Here is a 16,493-nt window from a genome sequence, read left to right as displayed (position 1 = left end):
GTCAGCAAACATGCCCGCGCAAGCGGGCATGTTCGTCAGGGGAGGCGCACCATGTACTGTCCGCCGCCGCCTGGCAGCAGCAGAAACTGCATAACCAGCAACGTCGAACGCATAGAGGAACGCACATGGCCGTCAACCTGCCCCTGCCGCTGGCAGAGAACCTGAAACCTGTCGCCGGCGTCGAGCTCGGCTGGGCTGAAGCGGGTGTCCGCAAGGCCAACCGCAAGGACGTGCTGGTGGTGCGCGTTGCCGAAGGCAGCACCGTGGCCGGCGTGTTCACCCGCAACCGCTTCTGCGCCGCGCCGGTGCAGGTCTGCCGCGAGCACCTGGCCGCGGCCAAGGGCATCCGTGCGATCGTGGTCAACACCGGTAACGCCAACGCAGGCACCGGCGAACCGGGCCTGGCCAACGCCCGCGCCACGTGCGACGCGCTGGCCGCGCAACTCGGCATTGCTGCCGAGCAGGTGCTGCCGTTCTCGACCGGCGTGATCCTCGAGCCGCTGCCGGTGGACCGCATCGTCGCCGCGCTGCCTGCCGCGATTGCCAACGCCAAGGCCGACAACTGGCTGGCCGCGGCGGAATCGATCATGACCACCGACACGCAGCCCAAGGCCGCCTCGCGCACCGTGCAGATCGGCGGCAAGACCGTGACGCTGTCCGGCATCAGCAAGGGCGCGGGCATGATCCGTCCCAATATGGCGACCATGCTGGGCTTTATCGCTACCGACGCTACGGTGTCGCAGGACGTCGTACAGGCACTGGTGTCGTACGCGGCGGACCGCTCCTTCAACAGCATCACCATCGACGGCGACACCTCGACCAATGACTCCTTCGTGCTGATCGCCAGCGGCAAGGCAGGCGCGCCGGCCATCGAGCGTGCCGAAGGGGCGGATTTCGAGGCGCTGCGCGCCGCGCTGACCGACCTGTCGCAGGAACTGGCGCAGATGATCGTGCGCGATGGCGAAGGCGCCACCAAGCTGATGACCATCCAGGTCGAGGGCGGCAAGGACGTGGCCGAATGCCGCCTGATCGCCTACGCGGTGGCGCATTCGCCGCTGGTCAAGACCGCCTTCTACGCCTCGGACCCCAACCTGGGCCGCATCCTGGCGGCCGTGGGCTACGCCGGCGTCGACGATCTCGAGGTCGAGCATGTCAATTTGTGGCTGGACGATGTCCTGGTCGCGCGCGACGGCGGCCGTAATCCCGATTATCGCGAGGAAGACGGCCAGCGCGTGATGAAGCAGGYCGAGATCACCGTGCGCATCGCGCTCGGGCGCGGCGATGCCACCGCCACGGTCTGGACCTGCGACCTGTCGCACGATTACGTTTCGATCAACGCGGACTACCGTTCGTAAGCACCATCGCGTGCGTGCCGCTCCCGCCAGCGCGGGGCGGCGCGCTAGCCGCCAGCACTCCCGCCAACGATCCGCCAGCCTTTCCTTCAAGCCGCCATGTCCGACCTTGCCGCCCGCCTCGACAGTTTCCTCGCCCGCCTTGAACAATGGCTGCCGCCCCAGCTGACCGAGTCTGACTGGAAGGAAGCGGTCGCCTTCCGCTGGCGCAAGCGGCAGAGCCTGTTCGGCAACATCGGCTACCTGCAGRCGATCCGCCAGCTGCCGCCGATCCATCTCGACGACCTGAAGAACATCGAGCGCCAGAAAGACGCCATCGTCGCCAACACGCGTCAGTTCGTGCAGCGCCTGCCGGCCAACAATGTGCTGCTGACGGGCGCGCGCGGCACGGGCAAGTCCTCGCTGATCAAGGCCTGCCTCAATGCCTTCGTCAAGGATGGCCTGCGGCTGGTGGAAGTCGACAAGGACGACCTGGGCGACCTGGGCGACATCGTCGAGCAACTGTCGGGGCGTCCGGAGCGCTTCGCCATCTTCTGCGACGACCTGTCCTTCGAGGAAGGCGAGTCGGGCTACAAGTCGCTGAAATCGGCGCTGGATGGCTCGGTGGCGGCGCAGTCGGACAATGTGCTGATCTACGCCACTTCCAATCGCCGCCACCTGCTGCCCGAATACATGAAGGACAACGAAACCTACCGGCACACCGACGATGGCGAGATCCATCCCGGCGAGGTGGTGGAGGAAAAGATCTCGCTGTCCGAGCGCTTCGGGCTGTGGCTGTCGTTCTATCCGCCCAAGCAGGACGAGTACCTGGCCATCGTTGGCCACTGGCTCGGGCATTTCGGCTGCAGCGCCGAAGACGTCGCCGCGGCGCGCGGCGACGCGCTGGTGTGGGCCCTGGAGCGCGGCTCGCGCTCGGGCCGGGTGGCCTGGCAGTTCGCCCGCGACTGGGGCGGCAAGCATGGCAAGCCCTTCATCGCTTCCGCGCAGGACGGCCAGGCATGAGCGAGGCAGCGCGAGCAGCCGGCGAAGCCACGCCGGCGCGCAAGGTGACCGAGGTTGCCGTGGGCGTGATGGTGCAGGCCGACGGCCGTTTCCTGCTGGCCCAGCGGCCGGCTGGCAAGCCCTACGAAGGCTACTGGGAGTTTCCCGGCGGCAAGCTGGAGCAGGGTGAATCGGTGGAAGATGCGCTGGCGCGCGAACTGCACGAGGAACTCGGCATCGAGGTGGGCGCGTGCGTGCGCTGGCACGTGCTGGAGCATGACTACCCGCATGCCTATGTGCGCCTGCACTTCTGCAAGGTCACGGCGTGGACGGGCGAACTGGTCGGCCGCGAGGGCCAGGCCTTCTCATGGCAATCGGCGCCGGTGGACGTGGGGCCCTTGCTGCCCGCCACCATCCCCGTGGTGGACTGGCTGGCTGCCGAGGGCGGCGGCGCCTGAACTGGCGGGGCCGCAACGGCCCTGCGGAGCTTACTCCTCGTCTTCCTGGTCCTGCGAGGGGTTCTCGCCGGGTTTGCCGCCGATCACGTACTTCTCGGAAGCCCAGGCGCCCAGGTCGATCTGTTTGCAGCGGTTGGAGCAGAAGGGACGGAATTTATTCTCCGGCACCCAGGCCACGTCCGTACCGCAGGTGGGGCATTTGACTACGGTTGTCATTGCTTCAGAAATCAAAAATCAGAAATTGCAGAGCTTGAGCAGGAAAGGGATGTCGGCGTCGACCGAGCGCGGACGAAGGTCGCCATCCTGCTGCGTGAAACGAACCCACAGCATGTACTTGTTGGCGCTCATCTCTGGGATGAAAGCCAGCAGGGAATCATCCAGCAGCACCTGCATCAACTGGTAGCTGCGCCCGGACAGCATCTGCTGGTAGCTGCCGCCGGTGGCGATGACCTTGCCGCTCTGGCCGGACTCGCGCAACAGGCGCAACACGGTGTCGGTGCCAATGCGAAGCGGCACCAGCGGGCGTGCCCACTTGAGGATGTCCGAGCGGCGGTCTTCGGCGGGGCGATGCTGCCAGGCGTAGTAGGCCGGCAGGTCGAACTCGCAGGTGCCGCCCGGGATGATGGCGCGGCTGCGGATACTGGTCAGCCACTCGTTGTCGGTGAGCAACTGGCCGGCCTTGCCGACGGTCTGGTTGAGCTGGGCCATGGCCTGCTCGATCTCACCGATTACGCCATCCAGCGCGCCCTGGTCGATCTGCGGATTGGCGCGCAGCGCGGCCAGCGCCTGGCGCTGGCGCTCCAGTTCCTTGAGCAGGTCGGTCTTCAGGTCCGCGCGGCCGGCGACGTCAATGATCTCGAACAGAGTCGTCAACGCCACATGATGCTGCAGGGCGTGATCCTGGGCGAGGAAATAATCCAGCCGATCGAACAGGTCTTCCAGGCGCAGGAGAGTCCTGATGCGTTCGTTAAAAGGATATTCGTACAGAATCAATGGGTATGTCCGTGCAACAGGGCGGGTTGGCGGGTGGGCAGTCTGACCCTGGGCGGCGTATCGGAGCCGAGATTGCATCCGGTGCGCCTGGGTCCGCTCGATGTGACTCGGCGTGGGCCCGCGATATCGGCAGTATGCGGCCATTTCCCGCGTGGTTCCAGCGCATTCTATGCGAGTCCGCAAATCAGAACAAATGAAACAGCCGACTTAGGGTGCAGCATTCAGGGTGCGGCATTCGTCGCCGCACAAACATGGTGCCTAGCCAGCGGCCAGGCCGCGGTAAAGCTGGTCGAGACGGTCCACCTGCGCTGGCAGCGCCTCCGGCGGCCCATCGTTGTCGATCACATCGTCGGCAGCGGCCAGGCGGTCGCCGCGCCGCGCCTGCCTGGCCATGATGGCCTGGACCTGGCCCTGGCTGAAGCCGTTGCGCGCCATGACGCGGGCGACCTGGGTGGTCTCGCTGCAATCAACCACCAGCACCCGGTCCACCCGCGCGCGCCATGAGCCTGATTCGACCAGTAGCGGCACCACGTAGATCAGGTAGGGGTGAAGCCCGGAGGCGCGGATCGCGGCGGCGCGCGCTTCGGTCAGTTGGCGGATCAGGGGATGGGTAATGCCTTCGAGCCGGGCCTTGGCCGCCGGGTCGGAGAACACCAGCTCGCGCATGGCGTTGCGGTCCATGGCGCCGTCGTCGCGCAGGCACGTGGGGCCAAACGCTTCGAGCAGGGCCGGGATGGCCAGGCCGCCCGGCGCGGTGATCTCGTGCGCGAGCAGGTCGGTGTCGATCAGGGCGGCGCCGCGCGCGGCGAACAGGTCCGCCACGCGAGTCTTGCCGGAGCCGATGCCTCCGGTCAGTCCGATTTGCAGCATATCGATCTCAAAGCTTGCGGTGGTGCTTGTCGTGGTTCCATGGGCCGGCATGCGGCCGGCGTCATTCAGCCCGCGATGCCCAGCGGCAGCACATTGCTGCCGAAGAACAGCACGAGCAGGCCGGCGCCGGCGATATAGGGGCCGAAGGCGAAGTGCGTATCGCGATCCTGACGGCGCAGCGCGATATTGGCAAGCGCGAATACCAGGGCCACCACCGACGACAGCAGCACCAGCGCCGGCAGCGCCTGCCAGCCGAACCAGGCTCCCATCGCGCCCATCAGCTTGAAGTCGCCGTAGCCCATGCCCTCCTTGCCGCGCACCAGCTTGAACACCCAGTACACCGTCCATAGCAGCAGATAGCCTGCGGCGGCGCCGGTCACCGCGTCGGCCAGCGGGGCGAAGAGTCCGCCGAGATTGAGCAGCAGGCCCAGCCACAGCAGCGGCAGGGTGATCTGGTCGGGCAGCAGTTGCGTGTCGGCGTCGATCAGGGTGAGGGCGATCAGGGCCCAGATCATGGCGATGGCCGCCAGCGCCTGCCAGGTCGGCCCGAAGTGGGCGGCGGCCAGCGCGGTCAGCAGCGCGGTGGCTGCCTCTACCAGGGGATAGCGTGCGCCGATGGGTGCGCGGCAGGCCGAACAGCGTCCGCGCAGCACCAGATAGCTCAGCACCGGGATGTTCTCCAGCACGCCGATGGCATGTCCGCAGTGCGGACATGCCGAGCGCGGCACCATCAGGTTGTAGGCCTCGGGATGGGGAAGCGGGTCATCGCGTAGCTCGGCGATGTAGTTGGCTTCCTCGCGGTCGATCATGCGCGGCAGGCGGTGCACCACCACATTCAGGAAGCTGCCGACCAGCAAGCCAACCAGCGCGGCGGCGGCCACCAGGAACCAGGGCGGCAGCGCCGCAAGCCCGGCGATGGTCTGCGCGGGGGCAGCCAGTGAGGAAATCGCGCCGCTGGCGCCGTCCGCGGAAAACAGCCACATGCCTTACACCACCTGTCCCAGTTTGAAGATCGGAAGATACATTGCCACCACCATGCCGCCAATCAGCACGCCCAGCACCACGATGATCAGCGGCTCGATCAGGCTGGAGATGGCGGCCACGGCGTCGTCGACCTCGCGCTCGTAGAACTCGGCCACCTTCAGCAGCATATTGTCCAGCGCGCCCGACTCCTCGCCGATCTGCGTCATCTGCAGCACCATATTGTCGAACACATGGGTGGCCTGCATGGCGTTGGTCAGGCTGGTACCGATGCGCACCGATTGTTCGATCTCCTTGGTGGCGTCGTAGTAGACCCAGTTGCCGGCGGCGCCGGCCACGGATTCCATCGACTCCACCAGCGGCGTGCCGGCGGCGAACATGGTCGCCAGCGTCCGCGTCCAGCGGGCGATTACCGCCTTGCGGAACAGCGAGCCGAAGATCGGCAGCTTGAGCAGCATGCGGTCGCTGGCGCGCTGGACTTTTTCCGATCGTTTCAGGCTCCGTATATACAGTGTGATGGACAGTATTGGCGCGCCGATGACCAGGTACCAGTTGTCGACGAAGAAATCCGACATCGCGATCACGGCGAGCGTGGGCGCCGGCAGGTTGGCGCCAAAGCTGGAGAACACGCCCTTGAAGGCCGGGATCACGAAAATCATCAGGATCACCGTCACGGCAAAGGCCACCGACAGCACGGCGATCGGGTAGATCATGGCCGACTTGATCTGGCTTTTCAGCGCGATGGTCTTTTCCATGTAGAGCGACAAGCGCTCCAGCAGGGCATCCAGGATACCGCCTTGCTCGCCGGCATCGATCAGGTTGCAGTAGAGCGTGTCGAAGTAACGCGGATGGCGGCGGAAGGCTTGCGCCATGCTGCTGCCCGATTCGATATCGAAGCGGATCTCGGCCAGCAGTTGCGTGAAGTTGGGGTTGGAGTGCCCGCGCGCGATGATGTCGATCGACTGCAGCAGCGGGATGCCGGCCTTGAGCATGGTGGAGAGTTGGCGCGTGAAATACGCGATGTCCTTCTCTGTGATCCTGCGCCCGCGCGCCGCCCGGCGCTTCTTCAGCTTGACGACGGTCAGCCCCTGCTTGCGCAGGGTGGCATTGACCTCGGCCTGGCTTTCGGCGCGCAGTTCGCCCGAAAAGGTCTTGCCTTTGCGGTCCTTGCCCTCCCACTCGAAGATGTACTGCGTGGGCGCCTTACGCCCGGATTTCCCCTTGGGCGCAGCCGCCTTGCGCGCGGCGGCGGCTGGTGCGCGTGTAGCCATGATTGACCCCCAATGACATCTTGTTGTTTTGCGTTTCTTACGCTTTTACGCTTCTACGTATTTGTTGTTGCCAGCACTTCCTCGAGCGAGGTGACGCCCTGTTTCACCTTGGCCAGCCCGGCTTCGCGCAACGATAGCACGCCGTCTTTGCGCGCCTGCTCGGCAATCTGCAAGGCCGTGCCGTGCGTCAGGATGATCTGTTGCATGGCCTCGTTGATCGGCATCACCTGATAGATGCCGCAGCGGCCCTTGTAGCCGCTGCCGTTGCAGCGTTCGCAGCCGACCGGGTGATACGGCTGCCAGCTGCCGTCCAGATCCGCCTCCTGGAAACCGGCGTCGACCAGCACCTCGCGCGCCAGTTCGCCGGGCCGCTTGCAGGAGCACAGCCGGCGCGCCAGGCGCTGCGCGGTGATCATCAGCACGCTCGATGCGATATTGAAGGGCGCCACGCCCATGTTCATCAGGCGCGTGAGCGTGGTCGGCGCATCGTTGGTGTGCAGCGTGGAGAACACCAKGTGGCCGGTCTGCGCGGCCTTGATCGAGATSTCGGCSGTYTCCAGGTCGCGGATTTCGCCGACCATGATSAYGTCCGGATCCTGSCGCAGGAAGGAGCGCAGCGCCGCGGCGAAGGTCAGGCCCGCCTTCTCGTTGACGTTGACCTGGTTGATGCCGGGCAACTGGATTTCGGCCGGGTCCTCGGCCGTTGAGATATTGATGTCGCCCTGGTTCAGCCGGTTCAGGAAGGTGTACAGCGAGACCGTCTTGCCACTGCCGGTGGKGCCGGTCACCAGCACCATGCCGTAGGGGCGCTTGATGACGTCCAGCAGCATGGCCTTCTGCGCCGGCTCGTAGCCGAGCTGGTCGATGTCCAGCTTGTCGGAGGACGACTCCAGGATCCGGATCACGATCTTCTCGCCGAACAAGGTCGGCAGCGTAGAGACGCGGAAGTCGATCGCCTTCTCAATGGTTTCCTTGGGCTCCTTGCTGTCCTTGGCGTCCTTCTCGCCGCCTTTCTCCTTGGGCAGCGCGATCAGCAGTTTCATGCGGCCGTCCTGCGGCACGCGCTTCTCGGAGATGTCCAGGCGCGACAGCACCTTGATGCGGGTGGATATCTTGTCGCGGATATCCACCGGCGGACGCGCGACCTCCTGCAGCACGCCGTCCACGCGGAAGCGGATGCGGTAGAAGGTTTCGAAAGGCTCGAAATGCAGGTCGGAGGCGCCGCGGTGGAAGGCTTCGGTCAGCAGCTTGTGCAGGAAACGCACCACCGGCGCATCGTCGATATCGGCCGCGGTCTTGTTGCGCAGCGCGCTGGCGGAGGCGACCGGGTCGTACTCGATCATCTTGCGCTCGGCCTGCGCCGGGGCGATCGACTTGAGCGTGCCGCCGCTGTCGTCAGTGGCGGAGCGCACGTAGGTCATCAGCTTGTCGTGCTCGACCACGACGGCGTCCACCGGCAGGTTGTATTTCTGCTTGATGGCGTCCAGCCCGGCCTGGTTGCCGGGGTCCGACAGCGCCAGCACCAGCCGGTTTTCGCGCCGGCCCAGCGGCAGCAGCCGGTGTGCGTGGAATTCACGGTTGCCCGCCAATGCCGGCGGCACCTTGTTCAGGTTGTACTGACTCAAATCGACCAGGGGCAGCTGATATTTATCAGCCGCGAAGATCGCCACATCATGCGCAGTCATGGTGCCGCTGGCGATGATCTCGTCGATCAGCTGCGACTTTTTTTCTCGTGCCGACTGTTCAAGCTGGGCGAGCAGGGCCGGCGCGATACGCCGGCTCTGTGCAAGAGCTAGACCAAGTGTCATGGCAAAACGCTAGTTGGCCGGCAAGCGGCCGAAAGACCCCGAATCGGGGCAGTTTGCCGCCGGGGTCACTTTTTGTAAAGGCGAGCCGGGAGGGGTATTGGCGTTTGCGCGACACGGGCGCAACCCTACTTGCGCGGGGGGACGAGCAAGAGGTGGGATTCGGCCGGAGCGGTGGCGCGCGCGCAAATGAAAAAAGGCCGCACATTGCTGTGCGGCCTTTTTTGTACGGTCTCGGGGACCGTGAAACTGGTCGGGGTGAGAGGATTCGAACCTCCGGCCTCTACGTCCCGAACGTAGCGCTCTACCAGGCTAAGCTACACCCCGTTTGTTATTTTCAGCGCCAGAAAGTTGCTGCAGCGCGAAAGCACACAAGTGTAGCAGCCTTTTTTTCAGAATGGAAGAGGGCGAGCGCTTGTACGTGCCGACTCTCGCAGTTGGGCAGTATGGCATCGGGATAGACGCTGAAAAAGCGCGCCTATTTGCCAGACGTTGCCTTTACCAGGCACTCGGAAAGCTTGTCGAAATGGCGAAGTGCGGCCTGCGTCAGTTCCACCTGCTTGCGCCGCGCATCTTCCGTATCCGACAGCGTGATCCAGCCCTTCTTGCGCATGGACTTCAGGCGGGCGTGCAGGGTCGCGGGCGACCCCAGATCGCTATTGGCCATCATGTCCCTGACGGATAAGCGTTCTTGCGTCTGGCTTGCCCGCGCTACCAGTTCGAGAATGCGTTCCTCGAGCGGGTCCAGGGCCGGTAACGCAGGCAGGCCTCGCAACGCTTCGGCAAGCTGCAAGAATCGCAGGTAGATATCAGCGGGTCGGGTCATGAATTCGTCCCCAGAAGCGAGGGGCTGCACTTGTGCTGTTCGCGGATCAGCTATCATCCACTCACCACCGCGGAATTCTACGCCAATGTCAAACCTACGCCTGCAACTCGGCATGGTCATCACGACAATCGTGATGTTCATCCTGATGTTGGTGCTCAACGAATGGTTGTTCCGCAACCTGGAATTCGTGCCCGGCATCAACTGGGTTTATCTGCCCGCTGGCATGCGGCTCTTGTGCACGCTGCTGTTCGGAGAAGCTGGTGCGATCGGGTTGCTGCTCGTATCGTGGCTGRTTAGCTTCTTCTACTTTTTCCCGAACGACTTCAGCAGGGCATTCATGGGCGGCATCGTGGCAACAGTCGCCCCCTACCTGGTCTATCGGCTTGCGCAGCAAATTTTCGGCCTGCGCGCGTCGCTTACCAATCTGACGCCGAAGCGGCTATTGCTCTGCGTTGTTGCGTATGCCGTCGCTAGCCCGCTGTTGCACCATATCTGGTTCGCCCTGCATGGCGATAGCAGCAATCTTGTGCAAGGCTTTCTGGTCATGTTCGCAGGGGATCTGAGTGGAACTTTGATCGTGATCTACGCGATCAAGGGGCTCCTGTTGTTGATGCCTACGCGCAAGACTCTGATGCAGATGGCGGGCAAATAGGGGCAAACAGGGCCAGATGTTAGGCGACGCGAAAGCAATATCCCTGATTCCGCTTTCGCACCTCCCCTGCCGGATTCTTTTCCGGCGCTAGCTACGCTGCGGGGCAGTGCGAGAATCAGGTGCAAGTGCCAGATGTTGGGTTTGCTTGATTTGTTAACGGCGCACAACGGTGGGCCATCAGCATCTAGGGCAGGAGAGTACTGTCGTCAGGTGCATCCTCAGCGCGGCGGCCTTTCTTGCCGAACGGAGCGAGCGGCCGGGCCGCCGCTCCCTTGCGGGCCGCCGCGCGCTGTTCGCGCTACGGTATCAGGACAGCCGTTGCAGCGAAAACGCGCACAGCTCGATCAGCGTTTGCTTCAAGGGGGAGTCGGGGAACTGCCGGGCCGCTTTTTCCGCCGCATCGGCTTCGCGCTGCGCTGCCTGGAAGGTGACCTCCAGTGCGCCGCAGGCGTGGATTGCCGCGAACACGGCATCGAAATGCTCGGTGCCGCCTTGCACGATGGCCTCGCGGGCCAGCGCACGCTGTTCGGCGGTACCGTGCTCGAGCAGATGCAGCAACGGCAGGGTCGGCTTGCCTTCGCGCAGGTCGTCGCCGGCGTTCTTGCCCATCTGCTCGGCGCTGGCGGTGTAATCCAGCATGTCGTCGATCAGTTGGAAGGCGGTACCGATGCGCCGGCCATACTCCGCGGCGGCTTCCTCGGTGGCGGCGTCGACGCCGGCCAGCACGGCGCCCAACTGGGCAGACGCCTCGAACAGCTTGGCGGTCTTGTAGCGGATCACCTGCAGGTAGCGCTCCACCGTGACGTCGGGGTCGTGCATGTTCAGCAGTTGCAGGACCTCGCCTTCGGCGATCACATTGGTGGCATTGGAGAGGATCTCCATGATGCGCATGCTGCCGGCGTCGACCATCATCTGGAAGGCGCGCGARTAGAGGAAGTCGCCTACCAGCACGCTGGCGGCGTTGCCGAATACCGCGTTGGCGGTCTGACGGCCGCGCCGCAGCTCCGATTCGTCGACCACGTCGTCGTGCAGCAGGGTGGCGGTGTGGATGAACTCGACCACCGCGGCCAGGTCGTGGTGCCGGTTGCCGTCGTAGCCGAAGGCCCGCGCGGACAGTAGCAGGATCACCGGGCGCAGGCGCTTGCCGCCCGCGCTGATGATGTACTCGCCGATCTGCTCGATCAGTGGCACCTCCGATGCGAGGCGCTGGCGGATAACCGAATCAACGGCGCGCATGTCGGCAGCGACCGGGGCAAGCAAGGCAGTGGCGGAAGACTGGGACAAGATGTTCACCGTTACGCAAAACCCGCCGATTATAAGCGATGCGGGTGTATGTATGTCCCCCAAACGGAGGGTGCAGCGGTGTCGCAGCCTTGCCAGGAAGAGCGCGGCCGCGGCCGCTGGGGCAACCTATAATGCGGGCATGACCCAGCAACATTCCTCCTCAAGCCGCCGCTTGCGCCGCACTGCGCTGTGGGCAGCTTTCGCCGCCCTGGCCGGTTTTTTGCTGGCGGACCTGATCTGACCCAGGCGGGCGGAGAAGTGCCTCAGGCGGCGCCGGACGCCGCCGGGCAGGCTATGTGTCTGTTTTCTTTGTACTTTTCCTGGCTTTGGTATAGAATCGTGGGTTTCCTCCGGCCGCTTTGTGTTGTCTGCGGGTGCGCTGGCGGGAGATAACCGGGCCAATTGGGCCGTCCGGCTTGTCTGTTTTCCTAGCTTGCGGCTGATCCCAGGATCGGCGGCGGCGGGATGAAACGGACGCAAGGGCGCGCCGGCGTTGGTTTTCGGCGTTTTATTTCACATCGAGAGGTTCGACAATGTACGCGGTCGTAAAAACCGGCGGCAAGCAATATAAGGTTGCTGCTGGCGAAAAACTTAAAGTAGAACAGATACCGGCAGACATTGGCGCAGAAATCACGCTCGACCAGGTGCTCGCAGTGGGCGCAGGCGACCAAATCAAGTTTGGTACGCCGCTGGTTAGCGGGGCTTCCGTCAAGGCTACCGTTATCTCCCAAGGTCGTCACGATAAGGTGAAGATCTTCAAGATGCGCCGTCGCAAGCACTATCAAAAGCGTCAAGGCCATCGTCAAAATTACACCGAGCTGCGCATCGAAGCGATCGTTGCCTGAGCCCGCGCTCAGTCCTCATCGAAATCGAATTCAAGCGTAACTAGGTAAAGTAAAGCGACAGGAGTTAGTCATGGCACAGAAAAAGGGCGGCGGTTCCACACGGAACGGCCGCGATTCCGAATCGAAGCGTCTGGGCGTCAAGGTGTTTGGTGGCCAGGCCATTAACGCCGGCAGCATCATCGTGCGTCAGCGCGGTACCCGCGTGCACCCGGGCGAGAACGTTGGCATTGGCAAGGATCACACCCTCTTTGCCCTGGTCGACGGTCACGTGCAGTTCGCCGTCAAGGGCGCTGCCAAGAAGCAGCAGGTCAGCGTCGTTCCGGCAGTCTGATCACAGCCTTTGCAGCATGAAGGCCCCGCAGTACTTGCGGGGCTTTTTCGTTTCTGGCGACAATATCAGTGTCGCCATCCGCCGAGCGCGCGGCCCCGCCATCCTGGCCGGGCACGCGCTGCGGCCGCTCCACCACGGAAGGTCATCATGAAGTTCATCGACGAAGCCAGAATTGAAGTCATCGCCGGCAACGGCGGCAATGGCAGCGCATCGATGCGGCGCGAGAAATTTGTGCCCTTCGGTGGCCCGGACGGTGGCGACGGCGGCGACGGCGGCAGCGTCTATGCGGTGGCAGACCGCAACATCAATACCCTGATTGACTTCCGCTATGCCAAGAAGCATGTGGCGCGCAACGGCGAGAACGGCCGCGGCGCCGACTGCTACGGCGCGGGCGGCGAGGACGTGAAGCTGCGCATGCCGGTCGGCACGCAGATCCTGGACATGGATTCCGGCGACCTGATCGCCGACCTGACCGAGCATGGCCAGAGCGTCTGCCTGGCCCAGGGTGGCCTGGGCGGCTGGGGCAACCTGCACTTCAAGTCCAGTACCAACCGCGCGCCGCGCCAGCAGGTGGACGGCAAGCCCGGCGAGCGCCGCATGATCAAGCTGGAGCTGAAGGTGCTGGCCGACGTGGGCCTGCTGGGCATGCCCAATGCCGGCAAGTCGACCTTTATCTCGCACATCTCCAATGCGCGCCCGAAGGTGGCGGACTACCCCTTCACCACGCTGCATCCCAACCTGGGCGTGGTGCGGGTCGATCACGAGCAGTCCTTCGTGGTGGCTGACATCCCCGGCTTGATCGAGGGCGCGGCGGAAGGCGCCGGGCTGGGCCACCAGTTCCTGCGCCACTTGCAGCGCACGGGGCTGCTGCTGCATATCGTCGACCTGGCGCCGTTCGACGAAAGCGTGGACCCGGTGGCCGAAGCCCGCGCCATCGTCAACGAGCTGAAGAAGTACGACGAAAGCCTTTACGAAAAACCGCGCTGGCTGGTGCTCAACAAGCTGGACGTGGTGCCTGACGAAGAGCGCGAGGCGCGCGTCAAGGACTTCGTCAAGCGCTACAAGTGGAAGGGCCCGGTGTTCCGCATCTCCGCCCTGACCGGCGAAGGTTGCCGCGAACTGATCTACGCGATCAAGGATCACCTGGCCGCGATCAAGGCCGAGGAAGTGGCCGCGCTGGCGGAGCCGGACATCCGCCTGGATGAGCGGCTGCACAACGTTGACCAGTCCGGCGGCGAGCAGAACTAAGCCGGGGGGCCAGACAGGCAGCCCGGCACCAGGGCGAGACGATGCGCTCGCCCGCCAAAAAACGACAGTACCCAGCAGACAGGATTCTCTCCATGCAATCGGTCATCGCCCAGGCAAAACGTATCGTCGTCAAGGTTGGGTCCAGCCTGGTGACCAACGACGGCAAGGGTCTCGATCACGAGGCCATCGCCCGCTGGGCGGCGCAGATCGCCAAGCTGCGCATGGCCGGCAAGGAAGTCGTGCTGGTCAGCTCTGGCGCCATTGCCGAGGGCATGCAGCGGCTGGGCTGGGTACGGCGCCCCAAGGAAATCCACGAATTGCAGGCCGCCGCCGCGGTGGGCCAGATGGGCTTGGCCCAGGTCTACGAGAGCCAGTTCGGCCGCTACGGCATCCGCACCGCCCAGGTCCTGCTGACCCACGCCGACCTGGCTGACCGCGAGCGCTACCTCAATGCGCGCTCGACCCTGCTGACCCTGCTGTCGCTAGGCGTCGTGCCCATCATCAACGAGAACGACACCGTGGTCACCGACGAAATCAAGTTCGGCGACAACGACACTCTGGGCGCCCTGGTCACCAATCTGATCGAAGGCGATGCGCTGGTGATCCTGACCGACCAGCGTGGCCTCTATACCGCCGATCCGCGCAGCAATCCCCAGGCCGAATTCGTGGATGAGGCGCTGGCCGGCGCGCTGGAGCTGGAAGCCATGGCCGGCGGCGCCGGCACGTCGATCGGGCGCGGCGGCATGCTGACCAAGATCCTGGCCGCCAAGCGCGCCGCCAAGTCGGGCGCGCACACCGTGATCGCGTCGGGACGCGAAGCCAATGTGCTCGAACGGCTGGCTGGCGGTGAAGGCATCGGCACGCAATTGCTGGCACCGACCGGACGTCTTACCGCGCGCAAGCAGTGGATGGCGGATCACCTGCAACTGCGCGGGCGGGTGGTGATCGACGCTGGCGCGGTCGACAAACTCACCAGCGGCGGCAAGTCCCTGTTGCCGATCGGCGTGGTGGAAGTGCAGGGCGAGTTTGCGCGCGGCGAAGTCATCGCCTGCATCGACGCCGCCGGGCATGAGGTGGCTCGCGGCATCACCAACTATTCCAGTTCAGAGGCAAAGCTGATCGCGCGCAAGCCGTCGTCCGAGATCGAACGTGTGCTGGGCCACCAGAATGAGCACGAACTGATCCACCGGGACAATCTCGTGCTGGTCTGAATGGCGCGAAGCGCGCGGCAACAAACACAAAGGGCTGCCCAGGCAGCCCTTTGTGTTTGATACGGCGCCCTACTACCGCGCCGCATGCGTTCTCAGCGCTGGATCGCGCTCTTGCGCGGCGCCTCGCCACGCAAGTCCCTGACGATCTCCTGTGCCGTGCCGGCCGCCCCGCGGCCCTCGCACATGAAATCCTTGGCCAGCGTGCCAGCGTAGTTGTTGCGCGAGATACCGGCCAGCTGGGTCCAGCCTTCGCGGTCGTCGCTGCGGTTGCGCACCCAGTCGGTCGCCCCCTTGGGCAAGGTGGCGTACATCTTGCGCTGGAACGTGTCACAGCGCACGGCTTCAAAGCTGACGTTGCGCATGCCGCTTGCACCTGTAACGACCGCGGTATAGCGCACCGCGCCATCCGCGCCCACGGACACCGACTTTGCGTCCACCGCGAAATTGAAGTTGCCTGCGGGGCTGACCTCGAACGTGATCAGGTCCGCATCGCGCGGCAATGCCGGCAGCGGGACCTCGACTTCCTTGAAGTCCTTCGGGGCGAAGGGGTCGAGTATGCTCCATTCCTTCTTCGGCGGCGTGTAGTTCTCGGCCTCATCCGCTGGCTGCGGCTGCGGCTGCGGCGTGGGCTTGCTGGCGCAGCCAACCAGCCCGAGGCAAAGGGTTGCCGCCAGCAAGCAGGCGGCAGGCAGGCTCGGGCGCAAGCCGCGGCCGGCGAATTCAATCATCGGTACTCCGTTCTGTGGACGCCGGTTCGGCCGGCGAAGTTGGGCCCGGATCGCGGGCCAGGTCCTGATGCGCCAGGGCCGGCACGCTGTCGGGATGCTCGTCCAGCCCCCCGCGGGCATAACCGGAGCGCGCGGAGCCGTGCCGGCCATGCGTGCCGTAAGGGCTCAGCGGCGCGCGGGTATTGCGCTGCAGGAAGCGGGACAGCTCGGTCAGCGCCAGTTGATAGACGTCGCGCTTGAACTCGATGACAGCATCGAGCGGGACCCAGTAATGGCTCCAGCGCCAGGCATCGAACTCCGGGTGGTCGGTAGCACGCAGGCGGATGTCGCAATCGCGGCCCGCCATGCGCAACAGGAACCAAATCTGCTTCTGTCCCCTGTAATGGCCGCGGATTTCGCGGCGGATGAACTTGTCCGGCACCWCATAACGCAGCCAGTCGCGCGTGCGACCAACAATCCTGACATGCTCGGGCAGCAGACCGACTTCTTCATGTAGCTCGCGGTACATCGCCTGTTCCGGCGTTTCGCCGTATTTGATGCCGCCTTGCGGAAACTGCCACGAATGTTCGCCGATACGCTTGCCCCAGAACACCTCGTTCCGTGCGTTGATGAGGATGATGCCGACGTTCGGGCGAAAGCCTTCACGATCGAGCATGA

At 64.5% G+C, this 16,493-nt stretch carries 18 protein-coding genes and 1 tRNA gene; 8 read left to right on the top strand and 11 right to left on the bottom strand.

The genetic code is table 11. From position 1 onward, the window contains the following. Positions 1 to 125: 125 nt before the first annotated feature. From argJ to AC1DKD_RS00455, 3 genes are all read left to right on the top strand, one after another. Complete coding sequence (argJ, locus tag AC1DKD_RS00465; protein ID WP_477142813.1) at positions 126 to 1,355, top strand: bifunctional glutamate N-acetyltransferase/amino-acid acetyltransferase ArgJ; 1,230 nt, start codon at positions 126 to 128, stop codon at positions 1,353 to 1,355. 96 nt (positions 1,356 to 1,451) lie between these two features. After that, positions 1,452 to 2,354: an ATP-binding protein gene (locus AC1DKD_RS00460; RefSeq protein ID WP_477142812.1), complete on the top strand. Its 903-nt coding sequence runs from the start codon at positions 1,452 to 1,454 to the stop codon at positions 2,352 to 2,354. Continuing rightward, positions 2,351 to 2,791, top strand: a complete 441-nt coding sequence (locus AC1DKD_RS00455) for an NUDIX domain-containing protein (protein ID WP_441625622.1) — start codon at positions 2,351 to 2,353, stop codon at positions 2,789 to 2,791. Before AC1DKD_RS00460 ends, AC1DKD_RS00455 begins: the two co-directional genes overlap by 4 nt. 30 nt (positions 2,792 to 2,821) lie before the next feature. Here AC1DKD_RS00455 and AC1DKD_RS00450 read toward each other — a convergent pair whose 3' ends face one another. The 8 genes from AC1DKD_RS00450 to AC1DKD_RS00415 all read right to left on the bottom strand — a co-directional run bounded on the left by AC1DKD_RS00450 (position 2,822) and on the right by AC1DKD_RS00415 (position 9,537). After that, on the bottom strand, positions 2,822 to 3,007 hold the full coding sequence (locus tag AC1DKD_RS00450; protein ID WP_035875584.1) for a DNA gyrase inhibitor YacG: 186 nt from the start codon (positions 3,005 to 3,007) through the stop codon (positions 2,822 to 2,824). A gap of 18 nt (positions 3,008 to 3,025) precedes the next feature. Then, complete coding sequence (zapD, locus tag AC1DKD_RS00445) at positions 3,026 to 3,784, bottom strand: cell division protein ZapD (RefSeq protein WP_035875582.1); 759 nt, start codon at positions 3,782 to 3,784, stop codon at positions 3,026 to 3,028. Between the two features lie 258 nt (positions 3,785 to 4,042). Then, the gene (gene coaE / locus AC1DKD_RS00440; protein WP_441625620.1) at positions 4,043 to 4,654 is read right to left on the bottom strand and encodes a dephospho-CoA kinase; all 612 of its coding nucleotides are present in this window, start codon (positions 4,652 to 4,654) and stop codon (positions 4,043 to 4,045) included. 65 nt (positions 4,655 to 4,719) lie between these two features. Continuing rightward, positions 4,720 to 5,637: a prepilin peptidase gene (locus AC1DKD_RS00435; protein WP_441625618.1), complete on the bottom strand. Its 918-nt coding sequence runs from the start codon at positions 5,635 to 5,637 to the stop codon at positions 4,720 to 4,722. A 3-nt stretch (positions 5,638 to 5,640) separates the two neighbouring features. Continuing rightward, a complete protein-coding gene (locus AC1DKD_RS00430; RefSeq protein WP_441625616.1) occupies positions 5,641 to 6,906 on the bottom strand; it encodes a type II secretion system F family protein in 1,266 nt (421 codons plus the stop codon). 53 nt (positions 6,907 to 6,959) lie between these two features. Next, entirely contained in the window at positions 6,960 to 8,714 is a 1,755-nt protein-coding gene (gene pilB, locus AC1DKD_RS00425) for a type IV-A pilus assembly ATPase PilB (RefSeq protein WP_477142811.1), read from the bottom strand. Positions 8,715 to 8,961: 247 nt separating this feature from the next. Then, a tRNA-Pro gene (locus tag AC1DKD_RS00420) sits at positions 8,962 to 9,038 on the bottom strand. Positions 9,039 to 9,189: 151 nt separating this feature from the next. Continuing rightward, the gene (locus AC1DKD_RS00415) at positions 9,190 to 9,537 is read right to left on the bottom strand and encodes a transcriptional regulator (RefSeq protein ID WP_035875574.1); all 348 of its coding nucleotides are present in this window, start codon (positions 9,535 to 9,537) and stop codon (positions 9,190 to 9,192) included. Between the two features lie 85 nt (positions 9,538 to 9,622). Here AC1DKD_RS00415 and AC1DKD_RS00410 point away from each other — a divergent pair, with 85 nt between their 5' ends. Further along, entirely contained in the window at positions 9,623 to 10,189 is a 567-nt protein-coding gene (locus AC1DKD_RS00410; RefSeq protein WP_477142810.1) for a hypothetical protein, read from the top strand. A 306-nt stretch (positions 10,190 to 10,495) separates the two neighbouring features. On the opposite strand, the gene ispB is transcribed toward AC1DKD_RS00410, so the two are convergent. Continuing rightward, complete coding sequence (gene ispB, locus AC1DKD_RS00405; protein ID WP_051649341.1) at positions 10,496 to 11,425, bottom strand: octaprenyl diphosphate synthase; 930 nt, start codon at positions 11,423 to 11,425, stop codon at positions 10,496 to 10,498. 581 nt (positions 11,426 to 12,006) lie between these two features. Between ispB and rplU the strand changes: the two genes are divergently transcribed. The 4 genes from rplU (at position 12,007) to proB (ending at position 15,108) form a co-directional block, all read left to right on the top strand. Further along, on the top strand, positions 12,007 to 12,318 hold the full coding sequence (gene rplU, locus AC1DKD_RS00400; RefSeq protein WP_006576525.1) for a 50S ribosomal protein L21: 312 nt from the start codon (positions 12,007 to 12,009) through the stop codon (positions 12,316 to 12,318). 70 nt (positions 12,319 to 12,388) lie between these two features. Next, a complete protein-coding gene (rpmA, locus tag AC1DKD_RS00395) occupies positions 12,389 to 12,649 on the top strand; it encodes a 50S ribosomal protein L27 (protein WP_035875569.1) in 261 nt (86 codons plus the stop codon). Positions 12,650 to 12,796: 147 nt separating this feature from the next. After that, positions 12,797 to 13,897, top strand: coding sequence for an Obg family GTPase CgtA (gene cgtA, locus AC1DKD_RS00390; RefSeq protein ID WP_441625609.1), 1,101 nt, complete (start codon positions 12,797 to 12,799; stop codon positions 13,895 to 13,897). A gap of 92 nt (positions 13,898 to 13,989) precedes the next feature. Continuing rightward, entirely contained in the window at positions 13,990 to 15,108 is a 1,119-nt protein-coding gene (gene proB, locus AC1DKD_RS00385) for a glutamate 5-kinase (protein ID WP_035875564.1), read from the top strand. Positions 15,109 to 15,200: 92 nt separating this feature from the next. Here proB and AC1DKD_RS00380 read toward each other — a convergent pair whose 3' ends face one another. Together AC1DKD_RS00380 and AC1DKD_RS00375 are read right to left on the bottom strand one after the other, a co-directional pair. Beyond that, positions 15,201 to 15,836 carry a CNP1-like family protein gene (locus AC1DKD_RS00380; RefSeq protein ID WP_441625606.1) on the bottom strand — a complete coding sequence of 212 codons (636 nt, stop codon included), beginning with the start codon at positions 15,834 to 15,836 and terminating at the stop codon, positions 15,201 to 15,203. Further along, positions 15,829 to 16,491 carry an RNA pyrophosphohydrolase gene (locus AC1DKD_RS00375; protein WP_477142809.1) on the bottom strand — a complete coding sequence of 221 codons (663 nt, stop codon included), beginning with the start codon at positions 16,489 to 16,491 and terminating at the stop codon, positions 15,829 to 15,831. The genes AC1DKD_RS00380 and AC1DKD_RS00375 overlap by 8 nt, the downstream gene beginning before the upstream one ends. Between the last annotated feature and the right edge of the window lie 2 nt (positions 16,492 to 16,493).

Source organism: Cupriavidus sp. 05T313 (assembly GCF_056396665.1).
This window is presented reverse-complemented; position numbering and strand designations above follow the sequence as displayed.

What these genes read in the sequence shown, in the direction of transcription:
- AC1DKD_RS00455 (WP_441625622.1), top strand. Translation starts at nt 2,351, where the DNA reads ATGAGCGAGGCAGCGCGAGCAGCCGGCGAAGCCACGCCGGCGCGCAAG.
- AC1DKD_RS00450 (WP_035875584.1), bottom strand. Translation starts at nt 3,007, where the DNA reads ATGACAACCGTAGTCAAATGCCCCACCTGCGGTACGGACGTGGCCTGG.
- coaE (WP_441625620.1), bottom strand. Translation starts at nt 4,654, where the DNA reads ATGCTGCAAATCGGACTGACCGGAGGCATCGGCTCCGGCAAGACTCGC.
- AC1DKD_RS00435 (WP_441625618.1), bottom strand. Translation starts at nt 5,637, where the DNA reads ATGTGGCTGTTTTCCGCGGACGGCGCCAGCGGCGCGATTTCCTCACTG.
- AC1DKD_RS00430 (WP_441625616.1), bottom strand. Translation starts at nt 6,906, where the DNA reads ATGGCTACACGCGCACCAGCCGCCGCCGCGCGCAAGGCGGCTGCGCCC.
- AC1DKD_RS00415 (WP_035875574.1), bottom strand. Translation starts at nt 9,537, where the DNA reads ATGACCCGACCCGCTGATATCTACCTGCGATTCTTGCAGCTTGCCGAA.
- rplU (WP_006576525.1), top strand. Translation starts at nt 12,007, where the DNA reads ATGTACGCGGTCGTAAAAACCGGCGGCAAGCAATATAAGGTTGCTGCT.
- rpmA (WP_035875569.1), top strand. Translation starts at nt 12,389, where the DNA reads ATGGCACAGAAAAAGGGCGGCGGTTCCACACGGAACGGCCGCGATTCC.
- cgtA (WP_441625609.1), top strand. Translation starts at nt 12,797, where the DNA reads ATGAAGTTCATCGACGAAGCCAGAATTGAAGTCATCGCCGGCAACGGC.
- proB (WP_035875564.1), top strand. Translation starts at nt 13,990, where the DNA reads ATGCAATCGGTCATCGCCCAGGCAAAACGTATCGTCGTCAAGGTTGGG.
- AC1DKD_RS00380 (WP_441625606.1), bottom strand. Translation starts at nt 15,836, where the DNA reads ATGATTGAATTCGCCGGCCGCGGCTTGCGCCCGAGCCTGCCTGCCGCC.